General features: G+C 65.0%; 15 protein-coding genes. 9 read left to right on the forward strand and 6 right to left on the reverse strand.

The window, feature by feature from the left end; translation table 11 throughout:
• The first annotated feature begins 651 nt into the window (after positions 1-651).
• Positions 652-1,410, forward strand: coding sequence for a M48 family metalloprotease (locus ACUN9Y_RS17220; protein ID WP_445461949.1), 759 nt, complete (start codon positions 652-654; stop codon positions 1,408-1,410).
• A gap of 409 nt (positions 1,411-1,819) precedes the next feature.
• Positions 1,820-2,611, forward strand: coding sequence for a TSUP family transporter (locus ACUN9Y_RS17225; RefSeq protein WP_445461950.1), 792 nt, complete (start codon positions 1,820-1,822; stop codon positions 2,609-2,611).
• A 54-nt stretch (positions 2,612-2,665) separates the two neighbouring features.
• Here the strand turns inward: ACUN9Y_RS17225 and ACUN9Y_RS17230 are convergent, their stop codons facing one another.
• Entirely contained in the window at positions 2,666-3,553 is an 888-nt protein-coding gene (locus ACUN9Y_RS17230) for a LysR family transcriptional regulator (RefSeq protein ID WP_445461951.1), read from the reverse strand.
• A gap of 178 nt (positions 3,554-3,731) precedes the next feature.
• Between ACUN9Y_RS17230 and ACUN9Y_RS17235 the strand changes: the two genes are divergently transcribed.
• The 6 genes from ACUN9Y_RS17235 (at position 3,732) to ACUN9Y_RS17260 (ending at position 10,219) form a co-directional block, all read left to right on the forward strand.
• On the forward strand, positions 3,732-4,703 hold the full coding sequence (locus ACUN9Y_RS17235; protein ID WP_445461952.1) for a Bug family tripartite tricarboxylate transporter substrate binding protein: 972 nt from the start codon (positions 3,732-3,734) through the stop codon (positions 4,701-4,703).
• A 56-nt stretch (positions 4,704-4,759) separates the two neighbouring features.
• On the forward strand, positions 4,760-6,244 hold the full coding sequence (locus ACUN9Y_RS17240) for a sulfatase-like hydrolase/transferase (protein WP_445461953.1): 1,485 nt from the start codon (positions 4,760-4,762) through the stop codon (positions 6,242-6,244).
• Between the two features lie 10 nt (positions 6,245-6,254).
• Positions 6,255-6,746 carry a tripartite tricarboxylate transporter TctB family protein gene (locus ACUN9Y_RS17245; RefSeq protein WP_445461954.1) on the forward strand — a complete coding sequence of 164 codons (492 nt, stop codon included), beginning with the start codon at positions 6,255-6,257 and terminating at the stop codon, positions 6,744-6,746.
• A gap of 3 nt (positions 6,747-6,749) precedes the next feature.
• Entirely contained in the window at positions 6,750-8,267 is a 1,518-nt protein-coding gene (locus ACUN9Y_RS17250; protein ID WP_445461955.1) for a tripartite tricarboxylate transporter permease, read from the forward strand.
• A gap of 243 nt (positions 8,268-8,510) precedes the next feature.
• Positions 8,511-9,449, forward strand: a complete 939-nt coding sequence (locus ACUN9Y_RS17255; RefSeq protein ID WP_445461956.1) for a sugar nucleotide-binding protein — start codon at positions 8,511-8,513, stop codon at positions 9,447-9,449.
• Positions 9,446-10,219, forward strand: a complete 774-nt coding sequence (locus ACUN9Y_RS17260) for a lysophospholipid acyltransferase family protein (RefSeq protein ID WP_445461957.1) — start codon at positions 9,446-9,448, stop codon at positions 10,217-10,219. Before ACUN9Y_RS17255 ends, ACUN9Y_RS17260 begins: the two co-directional genes overlap by 4 nt.
• 368 nt (positions 10,220-10,587) lie before the next feature.
• Here ACUN9Y_RS17260 and fabB read toward each other — a convergent pair whose 3' ends face one another.
• Together fabB and fabA are read right to left on the reverse strand one after the other, a co-directional pair.
• Positions 10,588-11,805 carry a beta-ketoacyl-ACP synthase I gene (gene fabB / locus ACUN9Y_RS17265; protein ID WP_445461958.1) on the reverse strand — a complete coding sequence of 406 codons (1,218 nt, stop codon included), beginning with the start codon at positions 11,803-11,805 and terminating at the stop codon, positions 10,588-10,590.
• A gap of 13 nt (positions 11,806-11,818) precedes the next feature.
• Positions 11,819-12,334: a 3-hydroxyacyl-[acyl-carrier-protein] dehydratase FabA gene (gene fabA / locus ACUN9Y_RS17270; protein WP_445461959.1), complete on the reverse strand. Its 516-nt coding sequence runs from the start codon at positions 12,332-12,334 to the stop codon at positions 11,819-11,821.
• Between the two features lie 230 nt (positions 12,335-12,564).
• Here fabA and ACUN9Y_RS17275 point away from each other — a divergent pair, with 230 nt between their 5' ends.
• Complete coding sequence (locus ACUN9Y_RS17275) at positions 12,565-14,442, forward strand: putative bifunctional diguanylate cyclase/phosphodiesterase (RefSeq protein ID WP_445461960.1); 1,878 nt, start codon at positions 12,565-12,567, stop codon at positions 14,440-14,442.
• A gap of 35 nt (positions 14,443-14,477) precedes the next feature.
• On the opposite strand, the gene ACUN9Y_RS17280 is transcribed toward ACUN9Y_RS17275, so the two are convergent.
• From ACUN9Y_RS17280 to ACUN9Y_RS17290, 3 genes are read right to left on the reverse strand one after another with little or no spacing between them, the layout of a single operon-like run.
• Positions 14,478-14,984 (reverse strand): DUF2878 family protein, encoded by a 507-nt coding sequence (locus ACUN9Y_RS17280; protein ID WP_445461961.1) that lies wholly within the window; start codon positions 14,982-14,984, stop codon positions 14,478-14,480.
• A 10-nt stretch (positions 14,985-14,994) separates the two neighbouring features.
• Positions 14,995-16,263, reverse strand: coding sequence for a class I SAM-dependent methyltransferase (locus tag ACUN9Y_RS17285; protein WP_445461962.1), 1,269 nt, complete (start codon positions 16,261-16,263; stop codon positions 14,995-14,997).
• Positions 16,260-17,117, reverse strand: a complete 858-nt coding sequence (locus ACUN9Y_RS17290; protein ID WP_445462041.1) for a DUF1365 domain-containing protein — start codon at positions 17,115-17,117, stop codon at positions 16,260-16,262. The genes ACUN9Y_RS17285 and ACUN9Y_RS17290 overlap by 4 nt, the downstream gene beginning before the upstream one ends.
• Positions 17,118-17,125: the final 8 nt, after the last annotated feature.

A 17,125-nucleotide genomic window follows, 5' to 3' on the forward strand; every position in this document is an offset into this window, starting at 1 on the left:
AGCCGGCCAAACTATAGTCGCTTCACCGACCGGTTCCAAGCGTGACATAGTGACGCTGATTCGTGCTGTTTCAGGTGGCTCCTAGGGGCGGGGGTTTGCTGGGGATCGGCGAGCGCCTATGACCTTGTTGCGGCCCATCGGCGTGGGGCGAGGCAGGCCGATAGGGTGGTGGCGCCGCCTCGTCTGGCGTCTGGCGTCAGGCGGGGCAGGAGGACGGGACCAGGGCAAGGTGGGCAGTCTGTGCTGCTGTGGAGAGCGCGAGCGCCGCCCCCGGGGCGGCGGTGTATGATCGTGATCCGACGCCTTGGCTCACGCGGGTAGTTCGGTCTGAAATATCGCGAGGCCGGGCGTGTCGAGGACTCCTTTGAGGCGATGGCGACACATCAAGGTGCAGGTGAAAATGTCTTTCGGCAGTTTTTTTGCGCGATCGCGTTTTTTGACGATGAGGACGGAGGTGTCTTGTGATTTCCTGCGTCGGTAATGGTGTCTGAGTTGCCTGGGTGATGTAAGTTAAACAGGCGGCTAGTGTGTGCCGTCACGGTCGCCAGGGTGCAAAGGCACTCCTGGTCGACACGTGAATTCCGCCACGCCTGGAAGGGGTGGCTTGGCGGATGAAGGATCGGTGATTATTTTTCATTAAGGACGATGACCATGAATTTCCGTATTACGCTGTCCGCCGTTGCCCTGAGCAGCGTCGCTTTTCTTGGCGGCTGTGAGGGCATGTCGACCGATGCCATGCTGCAGAGTGGGATGGCTGGCTTCGAGGCCGCGACGCTGAGCGATGAAGACGTTAAAAGCATGGCCGGCCAGGCCTGCGACCAGATGGACGCCGAGTCTCGGATCGCCGGGCCCGACTCCAGCTACGGCCGGCGCCTGTCCACCATCGCCGATAACCTCGGTCATCAGGTCGATGGACAGCCGGTCAACTACCAGGTCTACCTGATCGACGAGCCCAACGCCTGGGCCATGGCCAACGGCTGTGTGCGTGTCTACAGCGGCTTGATGGATATGATGAACGACAATGAGATCGAGGGCGTTCTGGGTCATGAGCTCGGGCACGTCGCGCTGGGTCACAGCAAGTCTGCCATGCAGACCGCCTATCTGGCGTCGACCGCGCGTGGCGCCATGGCGGCCTCTGGCAACGCGGCGGCGACCGCGCTGTCCAGTTCCCAGTTGGGTGATCTGGGGGAGCGATTCATCAATGCTCAGTTCTCCCAGAGTCAGGAAAGTGACGCCGATGACTTCTCGTTCGACCTGCTCGGCGAGCGCGACATCTCCCGCCAGGGGCTGGAAACCGCGTTCGAGAAGCTCGCGAGCCTCGATGGCGGCGAAGGCAGCATGATGTCATCCCACCCGGGGTCGGCCGATCGCGCCGAGCACATCCGTGAGCGTCTCAGCGAAAGCCAATAATCCGCCCCCCCTAGGCGGCTTATCGCTAGCCTGCCGCCGTGACCCCGTGCCGCTGGCGGTAGCAGGAGGGCCGCTGGTCCGATGGTCGCCGAGAGCCCCGCGGGCGCAGAGGCTTTCGGCGGCTGTCCGCCGCAGACGCTGGCACGGTCAGGCCACGAAGGGCTAGCCGGCACTGTGCTGTCAAGTTTCACCGGGGCTGTACGCGTGGCCTTCACCGGCCGTGATGACAGCACTCGGTCGCCTCTCGGTTGTCCCGCGGGCGTCCCGCGGCCGTCCCGCGGCCCGGCATGCCGCTGGCGGTAGGATCTGGGGCAAGAGTGCTAAGCCCGCTACTTATTTCCTCCCTGTCCACGTAGAGTGGACAGGAGTCGGGTGCAGGGGCCCCGACGCTGAATCTGGGGGAAGGGTCTTGGCGGGTCTCGAGTGGTATCAATTTGCCCTGATTGGGCTGATCTTCTGCTGGAGCGGCTTCGTGCGCTCCAGCCTTGGTTTCGGCGGTGCGGTACTGGCCCTGCCGTTCCTGCTGCTGGTGGTCAACGAACCGCTGGTCTTCTTGCCGCTGATCGCGGTGCATCTGCTGATCTTTTCCAGCTGGATCGCTTGGCGCGGACACCGTCAGGTGCAGTTGGCCGGGGGCGCGGCGACGGCGCAGGACAGCAACATCGACTGGCGTTACCTGGGACATGCGCTGTCGATCATGATCGTGCCCAAGCTGATCGGTGTCGTCGGGCTGCTGACCCTGCCGGGAAACATCATGACCACGGTGATCTTCATCATCGTGATCGTCTACGGCGCAAGCTATGCCCTGAACCGGCCCTTCAAGAGCAAGAGCCGTGTTGTCGATGTGACCCTGCTGGCGCTGGGGGGTTACGTCAGTGGCACGTCGTTGATCGGCGCACCGCTGATCGTGGCGGTGTTTGCCTCCCACGTGGCCAAGCACCAGTTGCGCGATACCCTGTTCGTGCTGTGGTTCATCCTGGTGGTGATCAAGATGGTGTCCTTCGTCATCGCCGGGGTCGACCTTCAGCTTGTCCATCATCTGTGGCTGCTGCCCTGCGCCCTGGTCGGCCATCTCGTCGGGGAGCGTGTCCATCGCTATCTGGTGGGGGCTCGGTCCGAGGTGTTCTTCCGGGTGTTGGGCGTGGTGCTGGTCCTGGTCAGTGTGGTCGGACTGCTTTCGACGCTCTCCTCGTCGAGTTGAGACGTGAGGCTCGGCGAGGCGATCTAGCTTCTTGGCGTTGGCGCGGTCACTCGATCAGCGCTGTGTCATTCCTCGGGCAATGGCCAGAAAGTTCTTGAGCACGGGATTGGTGGTCTCGGGTGACCACACCAGCATCAGCTCGGCGTGCGGCGCATCCCGGTCGGCTAGCGGCCGATAGACCACGCCCTCGATACGCAGGGCGGTGGCAGACCGCGGGAGCAAGGTGTAGCCGAGGCCGCTGGCCACCAGGCCGATGATCGCGTGCAGCTGGTTGACCTCCTGGGCGATGGCGAGTTCGACGCCGAGGCGCTCGCACAACGGCTGAAAGACCGAGCGGATGTACTTGGCCTTGTTGCCAGAGGCGATGATCATACGCTCGGCGGCGATCTGGCCAAAATCGATGGCCTCGCGTTCCACCAGCGGATGATCGCTGTTCAGCGCGACATGGTAGGGCTCGCGCAGCAGTGTCAGGTGGCGCAGGGTGTCGTCCAGGCCCAGTGGGCGCATCAAGGCGGCGTCGAGCGTTCCGTCCCGAACCGCCTCGCCGAGCTCGTCGGAAATCATCTCCGTCAACTCCAGCTGAACCAGGGGGTGTTGCTTGCGAAAGCGAGACACCGAGCGTGGCAGCACGTGTAGCGCGGCGTTCTCGACGAAGCCCAGGCGTAGCCGGCCGATGGCGCCCTTGGCGGCACTGCCCGCCGTGGCGATGGCCAGTTCGTACTGGCGCAACACCCGGATGGCTTCTTCCACGAAGATGCGACCCGCCTCGGTTGGCAGCACCTGGCGCTGGGAGCGGCGGAACAGCGCAAAGCCGAGCTCTCGCTCGATCTTCTGGACCTGCTGGCTGAGCGCCGACTGGCTGATGCCCAGGCGCTCCGCCGCGCGGACGAAGTGGCGTTCCTCGGTCAGCGTGACCAGCGACTGCAAGTGATTGAGGTTCATGGCTTAGACTTAGGTTTTAAATAAGAAAAACTTATTCGATTATCGATATCTATTTCTTATTGTGGATAGAGAACGAGGTATCCGCAAACCTGCCTCTTCCTCGTCGACCCTGCCGCCTGGCGGGGGCGTCACGACAACAATCACGATAACAGTCACCTCAGCGACAGGAAGCCACGCCATGAAAACCACCACGCGCACGTCACTCATTGCCGGGTTGCTGGCCTCACTGGTGTCGGTCACCGGTCTCGCCGACACGAACTGGCCACAAAAGCCCGTTCACCTGATGGTCCCCTATCCTCCAGGCGGCAACGTCGACCTGATCGGGCGCACCCTGAGCGAGCCGCTCAGTCGAGTGCTCGGCCAGCCGGTGGTGGTGGAGAATCGCGCCGGTGCCGGTGGCACCATCGCCAGCGGTGAAGTCGCCCGGGCCGATGCCGATGGCTACACGCTGTTGATCGGGGATATCGCGACTCACGGTATCAACCCCCACGTCTACGCCAACCTGGCCTATGACCCCGTCGCGGACTTTGCTCCCATCGTGCAGATCACCTCGGTGCCGCTGGTAATGGGCGTCGGTCCGAAGCTTGAGGTGGCGACCTTCGAGGAGTTCATGGCGCTGGCGACATCGTCGCCAGAGCGCATCGATTATGCCTCGGCCGGTAACGGCACACCCCAGCAACTGGCGTTCGAATACTTCAAGGCCAAGACCGGCATCGAGGGGCTGCATATTCCCTACAAGGGCTCTGCCCCGGCACGCACGGCGCTGATCGCCGGCGAGATCGGCGTGTTCATCGACGGCACTCTCGTGCCCAGCGTGGAGGAGGGAACCGTCACCGCTCTGGCGGTGACGGGCGCAGAGCGCTCGGCGGCGCTGCCCGACGTGCCCACCTTGATGGAGTTGGGCGTGGACGACTACCGCTTTGCGTCCTGGCACGGCCTGTTCGCGCCGGCCGGCACGCCTGTCGACGTGATCGATACGCTCAACGCGGCGGTCAATGAGGTGTTGGCAGAGCCTGAGGTTCAGGCGCGGTTCGCGGCGGTCAACATCGGCCTGGTGGGGGGGACCCCTGAGGCGTTTGCCGACCACGTCGATCAGCAATCACAGCAGTTGGGTGAGTTGGTGGGGCTGGCCGGTGCCGGCGCGCCCTGAGGCGTAACCTGCGCCATCCAGACGCGTAATCGTGAGTTCTTTACCGGAGTCGCCGTATGTCTTCCCACACGCCCAATGTGCTTTTTATCTCGGTGGATCAATGGCCCGCTCATCTGTTGGGGTGTGCAGGGCACCCGGCCATCGAGACCCCTACCCTGGACCGCCTCGCCGAGGTCGGTACGCGCTTCACCAACTGCTACGCCGAAACGCCGATCTGTATCCCTTCGCGGCGTTCGATGATGACAGGAGCGAGCTCTCGATTGCACGGTGACCGCGAGTTCCAGCCCGACTTGCCCATGCCCCGGCATCTGCCAACGCTGGCGCAGTGCTTTCGCGATCAGGGCTACCAGGCCTACGCGGTGGGTAAGCTCCACGTCTACCCCCCGCGTGATCGCATCGGCTTCGACGACGTCTGGCTCTCCGAGGAGGGACGCGGGCAGCTCGGTGGTCCCGATGACTATGAGATGTTCCTGGCCGATGAAGGGTTCGTGGGCCAGCAGTTTCTGCACGGCATGAGCAACAACGAGTACGAATGGCGCACCTGGCACCTGCCGGAACACACCCACGTGACCTCCTGGACGACACGCACCGCCGCGCGCATGATCAAGCGCCGCGATCCCACGCGTCCGGGCTTCTGGCATGTTTCGTACACACCGCCGCATCCGCCCATCGTGCCGCTGGCCTCCTACATGGAACGCTACACTCGTCGCGACATGCCCTCACCGCTGGCCTCCGGCTGGTCTCACGACGTCGAGCAACTGCCTTATGTGCTCAGAGCCGTCCGTGAGTATTGGCGAAGCCTGCCTCCGATCCAGCACGCCGACATGCTGAGGGCCTTTCTGGCGCTGTGCACCCACATCGATCACCAGATCCGCATTCTGATCGGCACCCTGCGAGAAGAAGGACTGCTGGATAACACCATTCTCTGCTTTACCGGTGATCACGGTGACATGCTGGGCGATCACGGCCTGTACGCCAAGCGCCTGATGTACGAAGGGTCGGCCAAGGTACCGATGATTCTGGTCGATGTTCGGCATGGCACTCGGTTGAAGGGGGGCGACGAGGATGGGCGCTTGATGGGCCTGCAGGACCTGATGCCCAGCCTGCTGGACCTGGCTGGCCTGCCTGTGCCCGAGGGCATCGATGGGCTCAGCGTGGTCGGTGATAGGCGCAGAAGCATCTTCTATGGCGAGTCCCTGACCGGCGTTCGTGCCAGTCGCATGGTCCGAGATGCCCGCTACAAGTTGATCTGGTACCCCGCGGGCAATCACTTTCAGTTGTTCGACCTCGAGCAGGACCCGCAGGAACGCGTCGACCGGATCGCGGATGTGGGCCTTGAAGCGGTGGTGGCGGCATTGAAAGACGAGTTGCGTGCCCGCCTGTATGGCAGCGACCTCGAGTGGATCGATGGGGGGCGCCTGGTTGGGGTCGAAGCGCCGTTGCCTGAGCGCCACGATAACCGGCAGCTGTCGGGCCAGCGTGGCCTTCACTATCCCGAACTGCCCAAGGCCGATCCCTCGGTGGCGGTTGGCTCCTGGTGAGGAGGTCCTGATGCGTGTGTTCAATGTCTTTCGTCTGAGTGCCAAGGATCTGGTCTCGGGGCTGATGATGGTCACGATCGGCCTGCTGGTGAGCTGGGAGGCCGCCAGCTACCGGCTGGGCAGCGCCAGTCAGATGGGCGCCGGCTACTATCCCATGCTGCTGGGCGTGGCCCTGGTGCTGCTCGGGGTCGGTATTCTCGCCACCGGCTGCCGGTCTGGCGTCGACGACGACTCTGGCCCCGTCAGTGGATCCCGGCGGCGCATCGATTTCGGCAGGCTGCGCTCCGCGGTGCTGGTGCCGCTATCGATCGTTCTCTTCGGCGCCTTGCTCGAGCCCGCCGGGCTGATTCCCGCCTGCCTGGCGCTGGTCATCGTCAGCTCGCTGGCGGCGCCGTCCTTTCGCCTGCGTCGTCTGGTTGGGCTCTGCCTTGGCGTGCCCGTGCTGGTGGTGCTGATCTTCGTGGTAGGGCTGGGGTTGCCGTTTACGCTGGTGGGGGGCTAGGTCATGGAGTTGCTCGCGAATCTTGCCGAAGGCGCGACGATCGCCTTCACCTGGAGCGCCCTGATGTACTGCTTCATCGGGGTGACGCTCGGCATGGTCGTCGGCGTGCTGCCGGGCGTTGGGCCGCTACCGGCGATCGCCATGCTGCTGCCGATCACGTTCTACATTCCGCAGACAGAAGCCATCATCATGCTGGCCGGCATCTACTACGGCGGACAGTATGGCGGTTCGACGGCGTCCATTCTCCTCAACCTGCCGGGGACGCCCGCCGCCGCAGTCACCGCGCTGGAGGGCTATCCCATGGCGCAGCAGGGGCGAGCCGGTGTTGCGCTGTTCATGACGGCTATCGCGTCTTTCGTCGGGAGTTTCTTCGGCATCCTGCTGGTCGGCGGCTTCGCCCCCGTACTGGCCTCCTTTGCCCTGGAGTTCGGTGCGTCCGAGTACTTCTCGTTGATGATCCTGGCGCTGCTGGGCGCAGCGGCGATCGGTGGCGGCACCTTCTTTCGTTCGCTGTCGATGGTGGTGCTGGGGTTGTTTCTGGGGATCGTCGGGCAGGATGTGACCTCCGGCCAGTTTCGGTTCACCTTCGATCTCCCGTTTATTGCCGACGGGCTCAATATTGTCGCCGTAGCGATGGGGCTGTTTGGGGTGTCGGAGGTCATGGCCACCGCCCACCAGGCGCGCAGCGGCAAGCCCCAGGCCTTCGGTTTGAAGAGCATGCTGCCTGATCGCGAGGATCTGGCGCGCTCCTGGCGTTCGATGGCCCGGGGCACCGGTATCGGTGCCGGGTGTGGCATTCTGCCGGGCGCCGGGGCGGCCATGGCGTCGTTTCTGGCCTACGCCGTCGAGCGCCGCTTGAGCAAGACGCCCGAGCGCTTCGGCCATGGCGCCATGGAGGGGCTGACCGCGCCGGAGTCGGCCAACAATGCGACCGCCCAGGCGGCCTTCATTCCCACCCTGACGCTGGGGGTTCCGGGCGACGCCGTAATGGCGGTGATGCTCGGCGCCCTGATGATCCACGGCATCAATCCCGGGCCGGGATTGATCAGCGAACACCCCGACCTGTTCTGGGGGCTGGTGGTCAGCTTTCTGATCGGCAATGCCATGCTGCTGGTGCTGAACATTCCCTTGATCGGGCTGTGGACGCGCCTCCTGCAGATCCCCTACGCGGTCCTCTATCCGGCGATACTGACGCTGATCTGTATCGGTGTTTACAGCATCAATAGCTCCACGTTCGACATCTTCCTGGCCATGTTCTTCGGCGTGGTGGGGTATGGGCTGATTCGTCTGGGCTTCCCGCCCGCGCCCTTGATCCTCGGCTTCATCCTGAGCCCGATGCTTGAGGAGAACTTCCGTCGGGCCATGCTGCTGGCGCGCGGTGACTGGGGAACCTTCGTGGCAAGCCCCATCAGTGCGAGCTTTCTGGGGCTTGCTCTGGTCATCGTTGTCGCCGCGCTCGGCATGTCGATACGTCCGCGCATGAGCGCGTGGCGCGGTCGGCAGGGCGAGCCGCGGCGCTGACAAGGGCGACGAAGAAGGTGAGCCTCGCCGCGCGGTCCGGCGTCATTCGATGGACGAGGGCGGTGCGGCATTCGTCGCGCGATGACCCGTGTCCGTTGCCGCGTTCGAGAGGGGCGCTGATCGACCCTCCTTGGTGTAGAATATGGCCCTTTGGCGCCTCCTGAGAGGGGCGCTCGCCGTAACGCCCCGGGGCGCTCGGCCAGGACCCGTGCTGGCCAGCCCCTGCAAGGACGAGGAGTCGTCGTGAAGCTGCTGATTCTGGATGCAGGGCATTGCCTGTCGCTGGCGCTGGCGCGCGAGAGCAACCGGCGCAGCGATACGCAGTTGATGATCGAACCCGATATCCGCGTGGACGCCGAGACACTCAAGGAGCTTTCACCGGATGCCTTGATCGTTCCCCCGCTGTCGCGCCCGTTCAGCGTCCCGCCCGCCGCGGTGGTGTGGCATGCCGAGGCGGTCGAAGCCTGCATGGAAGCCTGTCGTGAGGCCGGGGTACCGTTGGTGTGGTGCGTGTGTGATCAGCTCTACGAGGATGGCCACGAGACGCCCATCGACGAGCACGTGATTCCTGCCCCGCGGGATGAAGGGCTGCGTCGTCTGGTCGTGACCGGCGACCGGATTCGTGCCGAGTGCCCGGAGCACCTCATCGTGCGCCTGGGGCCGCTCTTCGCGCTGGAAGGCAGCCATGCCTGGCTCGGCGAGCTGCTCGATACGTTAGTGGATGGCGGGTCCGTCAGGGCCGAGTCGGATGTCATCCTGTGCCCGACCTCGGCCGACTCGGTGGCCATGGCCTTGATTGGCATGCTGCAGCAGCAGGCCTGCGGTGCCAATGCCTGGGGCAGCTATCATCTGGCCGGTGTGGAGCCGGTCAGCGCCTACACCTTCGTGTGTATGGTGCGCACCCAACTCGGTACCCGTCTCGAGGGGCGCGGGGAGAGCGTTGCCCTCGGTGAGGTCAAGGCGTTAAGGCACCACCACGACCAGCCGCTGCGCCGGGTGCTCAACTGCCGGCGCGTGCTGGATGTGTTCGGTGTGCACCAGAAGCCTTGGCGCCTGGAGGTCGGGCGGATGCTGGACGCCTGGTGCCTTTCCCGTGACGACGACCAGGCGCAAGCCGACATCAGAGCGCAGCGCGACGCCAAAGGCCGGGTCGAGACAGACGACGGGGAGGCCACGGCATGAACCTGGTGCGTAGCGTCATCTTCTACATCGGCTATTTTGCCGCCATGCTGGTGTGCGGCGTGCTGTTCTTGCCGCCTTCCCCTTTCTTGCCGTTGCGCTCCCGCTACCGGCTGTTGAATCTCTATAACCATTTCATCATTGCCTGGTTTCGCCTTGCCTGTGGCGTGCGCTATGAGTTCAGCGGGCTCGATCGCTTGCCCGAGGGACCCGCGGTCATCCTCTCCAATCACCAGAGCGAATGGGAAACGGTCTACCTGCAGCTGGTCAAACCACCGGTGTGCACGGTACTGAAGAAAGAGCTGTTGAACTTCCCCATCTTCGGTTGGGCGCTGCGCCTGCTGCACCCCATCGCGCTGGACCGCTCACGGCCTTCTCGGGCGATGCGACAAGTGCTGACCCAGGGCGGTGTGCGTCTCAAGGAAGGCCTGTCGGTACTGATCTTTCCTGAGGGGACCCGGGTGGAGCCCGGCAAGCGTCGCCGCTACAACAAGAGCGGCACCGTGATCGCCTGCCGCGCCGGTGTGCCGGTAATACCGGTGGCCCATAACGCCGGTGAGTGCTGGCCGGGCAGGCATTGGGTCAAGCGGCCGGGGCGTATCTCGCTGGTGGTGGGTGACCCCATTCCCACCGCGGGGCGCACGCCGGAAGAGGTGTTGGCTGAGACCGAAGCCTGGATCGAGGCGCGGCTGCAGGAGATCTCTACGGTGCCGCGTCCTGCCGAGGCGCCGCCGCGGGATAACGCCAAGCGTGTCGAAACCCCGGTCGGCTGAGCACGCTCGTGCTACTTTCGGCGCGGGGACAGTGGCGGTAGAGAGAGGCGGTGGAGAGAGGCGGTGGAGCGACGGTAGAGAGAAGAGGTAGAGAGACAGTGGAAAGTGGCGATCGATCCAGGTCGCAGCAACCAGGCAGCAAATCAGAAACGGCGCCCCGGGGGGCGCCGTTTCTGATTACTGCAGTCGTGCCGGCCTGCCGGTCAGAGTCCGCGTCTCGACGGCCTGGCTGGGCTGTTTCGGCAAGCGGGCTCGGCAAGCGGGCTCGGCCACCCATCCCGAGCGGCCTTCATTTCAAGCGGGCCGCCACCGGACTCAAGCAGGGCAAGCGCTGCCCTGCTTGAGTCCGGTGCTAGCCAGAGCCCCGCTCAGTCGGCGTAGCGCTGCAGCACGAGGCAAGCGTTGGTGCCGCCGAAGCCGAAGCTGTTGGACAGCACGCGCTCGAGCTTCACGTCATCGCGACGGCTGGTGACGATATCGAACCCGTCGGCCTGGTCGTCGAGGTCGGAGACGTTGGCCGAGGCGGCGATGAAGTCGTGCTCCATCATCAGCAGCGAGTAGATCGCTTCCTGCACGCCGGTGGCGCCCAGCGAGTGACCGGTCAACGACTTGGTCGAGCTCATCGCCGGCGTGGTGTTGCCGAACACCTCGCGGATGGCCTTGAGCTCGGCAACATCGCCCACCGGCGTCGAGGTGCCGTGGGTGTTGATGTAGTCGATATCGCCGTCGACGCTGGCCATGGCCTGGCGCATGCAGCGCACCGCGCCTTCACCCGAGGGCGCAACCATGTCCTTGCCATCCGACGTGGCGCCGTAGCCAACCACTTCGGCATAGATCTTGGCACCGCGCGCCTTGGCGTGCTCCAGCTCCTCGAGCACCAGCATGCCGCCGCCACCGGCAATGACGAAGCCGTCGCGGGACTTGTCATAGGGGCGTGACGCCGTTTCCGGTGCATCGTTGTAGCTGGTGGACAGGGCGCCCATGGCGTCGAACAGACACGAGAGCGTCCAGTGCTCTTCCTCGCCGCCGCCGGCGAAGACCACGTCCTGCTTGCCGAGCTGGATCTGCTCCATGGCGTTGCCGATACAGTGGGCCGAGGTGGCGCAGGCCGAGGAGATCGAGTAGTTGACGCCCTTGATCTTGAACGGAGTGGCCAGGCAGGCAGACACGGTGCTGCCCATGGTGCGGGTGACCCGGTAGGGGCCAACCCGACGCAGCCCCTTGTCGCGCAGGATGTCGGCGGCTTCGACCTGGTTGGCGCTCGACGCGCCGCCGGAGCCGGCGATCAGGCCGGTACGCTCGTTGGAGACCTGCTCCGGGGAGAGGCCTGCATCGTCGATGGCCTGGGCCATGGAAACGTAGGCGTAGGCCGCGGCATCGCCCATGAAGCGGCGCAGCTTGCGATCCACCAGGGTGTCCAGGTCGATATCGACTACGCCGGCCACATGGCTACGGAAGCCGTGCTCGGCGTACTCTTCCTTGTGGCGAATGCCGGAGCGACCGCTCTGGAGCGCCTCGAGGACCTGCTGTCGGTCGTTGCCGAGGCAAGACACGATACCCAGGCCGGTGACTACCACTCGTCGCATGGAAGCCTCCTGATCAGAAATTCGCGGTGGAGGTGAACAGGCCGACACGCAGATCGTTGGCCTGATAGATATCGCGGCCATCGACGGAGACGGTGCCATCCGCCATGCCCAGAATCAGTCGACGGGTGATGATCCGCTTGATGTTGATGCGGTACGTCACCTTCTTGGCGTCGGGCATGATCTGGCCGCTGAACTTGACTTCGCCACAGCCGAGCGCACGTCCGCGACCCGGGTGGCCGAGCCAGCCCAGATAGAAGCCAACCAGCTGCCACATGGCATCGAGACCGAGGCAGCCGGGCATGACCGGGTCGCCCGGGAAGTGGCAGTCGAAGAACCACAGGTCGGGGCTGATATCGAGCTCGGCGATCAGCTCGCCCTTACCGTACTCGCCACCCTCTTCATGGATGTGCGCGATGCGGTCGAGCATCAGCATGTTGGGGGCCGGCAGCTGGGCATTGCCCGGGCCGAACAGCTCACCGCGGCTGCACGCCAGCAGTTCATCGCGATCAAAAGAGTGTTGCTTGGTCACTGGATCGTTCCGAGAGTCGAAATGTTGTAGGCCGCGCACGGCTCCGTGCCGCAACGCGGCCTTGCCTAGTCTACTGTTCACGCTGTCTGAATGCACGCCATCGCCAAGGCTGGCGTGGCGGGGTACCTCTGGTGGGCGATGCCATTACAGTTTTTGCCGTCTCGGCCGATAGCGAGCGAGTGGGGGTTTCGGCCCCACCGCCCTGTCCCAATACTGGAGACCCGCCCCTCATGTGGCCCAGTCTTTCTCTTAACCGGCCGCTCATCTGGATCGGCCTTGTGGCCCTGTCCGCCAGCGTCTGGCTGCCGAGCGTGTGGTTGCGCCTGGCGGCCACGGGCCTGGTGGGGGTCGGCCTGCTCGATGCCTGGCGCCTGTGGCACCAGGCCAACGAGCGCACCCGTCTGGCCCAGCAGGCGATCCTGCTAGGCGGTGAAGCGGTGATGATCACCGATGCCCAATACCGTATCCAGTGGGTCAACCCCTCCTTCACTGCGATTACCGGCTACGCGGCCGATGAAGTCACCGGTGTCAGTGCGGTGAGCCTCGCGGCGGTGCGCCATGACGGTGCCTTTTTCGAGCGCTTCTGGCATACCCTGACCTCGAGCGGACGCTGGGAGGGTGAGCTATGGCAACGACGCAAGAACGGCGACGAGTTTCCCGAATGGCTGTCCCTGAAGGCGGTGACCGGGAAGCGCGGCGAGATACTGCACCATGTCGGAGTCTTCACCGATATTTCGTTGCGCAAGGCCCGTGAGCATGACCTGCGGCGGATCGGTCTGGAGGACCCGTTGACGGGGCTGCCCAATCGGCGCCGTCTGCACGAACTGCTGGCCACGCGACTGCGTCATTTACGCGCCGGGGAAAGTCTGGACCTGGCGTTGATCGATATTGACGCCTTCAAGGACGTCAACGACGGCCTCGGGGTCGATGCCGGAGATCGCCTGCTGGCGCGCTTCGGCAAACGCCTGGCGGGGCACGTGGCGGGAGGCGTGGTAGGGCGCCTGGGGGGCGACGAGTTCATGGTGCTGCGCACCACCACCTATGATGACCATGATCGTTGGGTGACGGGACTCCAGGAGCACCTGGCCAAGCCCTTCGAGATCGATGGGGCGACGCTGCGTCTCGGCATGACCATCGGCAGCTGTCGTGCCCCCGAGGATGGCGACAGCGATGGTGCCTTGTTCCAGCGCCTGGAATCGGCACTGTTCGCCGCTCGTCGCCAGGGGGGCAACCAGTGCCTGCGCTTCAGGCCGGCACTGGATGTCGGCGATGGCCCTGGGCTTGTGTTGCTCAATGACCTGCGTGCGGCGCTCGCCAGTGGCGATCAGCTGGAGTTGTTCTATCAGGCCCAGCACCGTCTCAGTGACGATGGCGTGATCGGCCTCGAGGCGTTGCTACGCTGGCGCCATCCCAGGGAAGGCATGATTCCGCCCGGTGACTTCATCGGTCTGGCCGAGCGTCACGGATTGATGGCGGCGCTCGGCGACTGGGTCATCAATCAGGCCTTGGCGCAGCTCGCCCACTGGCGTGGGCGTGGTATGCCCGAGATCCCGGTGTGGATCAATATTTCGGCCATGCAGCTGTTTCAGGGCGACCTGGAACAGACCCTCACCACCTCGCTCAAGCGCCATGATGTGCCGGCCAGGCTGCTGGGGCTCGAGCTTACCGAATCCGTGCTGCTGGATGATCGGGCCGGCGACATCGTGCCACGGCTGCAGCGCATTCGCGGCCAGGGACACCAGATTGCCATCGATGACTTCGGCACCGGTTATTCGTCGCTGGGCTATCTCAAGCACTTGCCGCTGGACAAGTTGAAGCTCGATCGCGCCTTCATACGCGCCCTGCCCGGTGACAAGGCCGATGCGGCGATCGTGACGGCGGTGATGTCCATGGCGCGTGGCCTCGGCCTCGATGTGGTCGCAGAAGGCGTGGAAACGGCCGTGCAGCGTGATTACTTGCGCGAGGCGGGTTGCGACATCGTGCAAGGGTACTTCTATGCCCGACCGATACCGGCGGCGGAGCTGGAGGCGCAATGGCGCGTGGACATGGTCACTTCCGGCGCCGTGACGGAGCGGCGCCCTGCGGCCAAGAGCGAAGCGCTTGCCTGAGCCTGGGTGGGCGTCTGAGCATGGCCGGTGCCGTCTCAGCGTGGTGGTGCAAGGCGTAGACACAGTGCTCGGCACAGCAATGCCCAGAACGTGGCCTGGACCGGCAGCAGCCAGGGTGCCAGTTCGACGCCGGCGAGGGTGGCACCGCCGACGTAGGACAGCGGAGCGCTGACGGCACCGCCCAGTGCGGCGAGCCATGGGCGATACCACAGCCAGTTCAGCGAGTGCATGAGCAGGGTGGCAAACAGAGGCCACAGCCACCACAACCACAGGGCCAGCGGGCCCACACTGAGCGTGTCCGGGGCGAAACGATAGCCGCCGGCCAGGGCCAGGCCGCCCTCCACGGCGAAGCCCAGTGCCGCGAAACCGACCAGCCAGCGCCACTCTCCGGGGCGGGCCATCACCCTCAGATGCCAAGTGAGGATGGCGCCCGCGGCGGCGGTGCCGATCACACCACCGCCCAGCACGCAGGCGAACCAGCCGAGCTGGAAGGCGACGACATTCAGTGTCGCGCGGTGCCAGCGCACAGGCGGTGCCGTCATCGCGCCGCGCTCACGGCTGGCCGATCAGCGGCGCCGGGCGTGCCCCGGGCTTGGCCAGCAGCAGGTGGCAGGTGCTGATGCTGCGCTCCAGAAAGCCGCCTTCACAATAGCTCAGGTAGTAGCGCCACATGCGAATGAAGCGCTCGTCATAGCCCAGTCGTGCGACCCGGTCCAGATTGGCCTCGAAGCGGTGGCGCCACTCACGCAGGGTGCGTGCATAGTGAGGGCCGATGTCGTCGAGTGCCAGCAGGTTTAGCGAGGTGTGACGCGTCAGTCCCTGGAGAATGGCGGTGGGCGAAGGCAGGAAGCCGCCAGGGAAGATGTAGCGCTTGATGAAGTCCATTTCCTTGCGTGCCGATTCGTAGCGCTGGTCGCGCACCGTGATCGCTTGAAGCATGGCCTGGCCGCCGGCGTTGAGCAGGCGGTCGAGGGTGGCCAGGTAGGTCGGCAGGTACTGATGGCCAACGGCCTCGATCATCTCTACCGAGATCAGGCGGTCGTAGCGGCCCACCAGCTCACGGTAGTCCTGCTTGAGCAGCGTGATGCGGTCCTGGAGCCCTTCGGCGATGATGAGCCGGGCGGTGTGGGCGTACTGAGCTTCGGAAATCGTCGTCGTGGTCACTCGACAGCCACGTGTCTTGGCGGCATGAATGGCGAGCCCACCCCAACCGGTACCGATCTCCAGCAGGTGGTGCTCGGCACGCACGTCGAGCTTGTCGAGCATCACATCGAGCTTGTGAGTCGACGCCTCCTCCAAGGAGGCGTCAGGCGATGGAAACACCGCGCTGGAGTACATCCAGTGGCGACGATCGAGGAAGGTCTCGAACAGATCATTGCCGATATCGTAGTGGGCCGCGATGTGGCGTCTCGAGCCGCTGAGACTGTTGCGCTGACGGCGGTGTACCGCTGCCAGCAGCCAACGCCCGAGGCTCGCAAGCCCGCCTTCCATTTCTGCGTTGACCCGCTCGAGGTTGGCAGCGAACAGGCGCACCAGCGCGACCAGGTCGTCGGCGTCCCAGTCGCCATCCATGTAGGATTCGGCGGCGCCCACCGTGCCGCCGAGCGCCATGCGCTTCCAGGCCTGGGGGTGGCGAATCACCAGGGTCACGCGGAGCACGCCGCCCGCCCCCAGGAGATGTCGCTCGTGGCCGTCGATCAGGGTGATTTCGCCGTGTTCCAGGCGCCCGAGTTGAGCGAGAAGGCGCGGCTTCAGCCATCGCGTCAGGCGACCTTGTTCGGGGGGCACCCGCTTGTTGGGAACGCTCCTGAGCGTATTCACGATGGGGTCTCCTCCGGGGCTGGGGCGGGTGGTGAAACGTGGCGACTGGCGTTGTCGCGAGGAGTGCCCCGGGGGGCGGAGTGCCGGATGATGGGCACGCGTTTGCGCCACAGGCGCAGCGCCTGCCAGTGAATCCCGGCCAGGGTCTTGGCGGCCATCCAGGGCTGACGCGCCAGGGTGGTGAGCAGCACGCGTCGCGTGGCGGGCCGACCGGTGAGTGTCAGGGTGGCGTCGAAAAGGCGTTTGTCGTCCTGCCAGTTTTCCATTCGCATCAGCAGCCGATCGCCGGGGCTGTTGAAGGCCCAGCGATAGGTCATGTCCATGGCCATGAACGGTGACACATGCATGGCCTTGGCGAAGCTAGCCGTGTGCCGGCGGCGCTCCCTCGTCACCGCCGTGGCATAGCAGGTTCGCTCTCCCCAGGGAGTGTTGGTCACCTCGCCGAGGACCGCACCGAGATGCTCGGTGCCATCTTGCCCTGGCGGATGGTAGAGGTAGTAGAGGGAAATGGGATTGAACCCCAGCCCCAGCGTGCGTAGCTGGGTCAGCAGGCAGACCCGCCCCGCCGGAGCCTCGCCCAGTTGGTTGCGGACCTCGCTCCTGGCGGCCGCCGACAGATCGAGATCGGTCGGCGCCAGGTAGTCCTCGCGACGGAACCGTGCCAGTGCTGCGCCACGCGCGCTGAATCCCGGTACGCGATCGAACAGCGTCGGCAGCTCGGCCAGGTCCAGCCAGGCCATCCACAGCGCCACCGTGAAGCGGTGGTCGCGAGGGCTGAAGCGGCGGTGGCTCAGGGTGCCGCGGTAGATGCGAGACCGCGGCTGACCCCCGGCGTCGTCGCAGGCGGCGCTCATGCCCTGAT

This window comes from Halomonas sp. V046, assembly GCF_052645355.1.